Raw genomic sequence first — 1,087 nt, forward strand, 5'->3', positions numbered from 1 at the left:
TCTCAGGCCCGCGGATACCGGGCCAGCCAGCCCGGCGACGAACCGGCGGGACCATGGAGTGCCGGCCCCTGGGTCATCTCCATCGCGAAGTCGTCCGCCACGACGAGGATCGTGGGCCGGCCCTCCAGCTCGGCCAGCCAGGCCGGCGGGAGGGCCGTCTCGCCGTGGAGGGCACCCAGCAGGCCACCCGTGAGCGCCCCCGCCGCCCGGGAGGGCCCACCGTGGTTCACCGCGAGACACAGCCCGTGCCGTATGTCCTCCCCCACCAGCGCGCAGTACACGGCCACCGCGAGCGCCCCGTCCGCCGTACCGTCCCCGGCGAGCTCCTCGACCCGCGTCGGCGACGGCATGCCCTGCCGTACGGCACCGAGGGCCTGCTGGAGGGCGGCGGTGACCGGCTCATGGCCGGGCCGTGCGGCAAGGAGCACCAGCGCCTGCTGGACACCCGCGTCGAGCGTGTCCCCACGCGCCATCGCGTGCACGATCGAGGCGTACGCCCCCGCCGAGAGATACGCCCGAGGATGCCCGTGCGTCTGCGCCGCGCACTCCACGGAGAGCTGCACCACCAGCTGCGACTCCCAGCCGACGAGAAGCCCGAAGGGCGCGGAACGGGCAGCGGCCTCGGGCCCGGGCTCGCCGGGGTTCTTGGGCGCGTCCAGCGTGCCCATGGTCTCGTCGCCGAAGCCGAGCAGACAGGCGCGGGAGGGGTCGCGACGGGCGTACAGCCACTCCTCGCGGGCCAGCCACCCGTCGTCCTTGCGTCTCTCGTCGGGCCCCCAGTCCCGTTGCGTCGCGAACCATCTGAGGTACGCCCGGTGCAGGTCCGTCGGCGGATGCCAGGCACCCGTGTCCCGGCGCACCTGGGCCCGTATCAGCCCGTCCACGGTGAAGAGGGTGAGCTGCGTGAGATCGGTGACCGCGCCGCGCTTGCCGTACGCGGGCGCCAGGTCGACGATCCCCTCCGGGCCGTGCGTCGCGCGGATCTCCTCCAGGGTCAGCCCCTCGATCGGCGCGCCCAGCGCGTCCCCGAGAGCCACCCCGAGCAGCGCCCCGCGCACCCGGCTACGAAAGTCCTGCTGTTCGGCCC

At 74.4% G+C, this 1,087-nt stretch carries 1 protein-coding gene; it reads right to left on the bottom strand.

The features are described from left to right. Positions 1-2: 2 nt before the first annotated feature. Positions 3-1,087, bottom strand: a 1,085-nt coding sequence (locus tag FNH08_RS50420; RefSeq protein WP_152778737.1) for an ADP-ribosylglycohydrolase family protein, incomplete at its 5' end; no start/stop codon positions are given.

Source organism: Streptomyces spongiae, from assembly GCF_009377185.1.
Classification (GTDB): Bacteria; Actinomycetota; Actinomycetes; order Streptomycetales; family Streptomycetaceae; genus Streptomyces; species Streptomyces spongiae.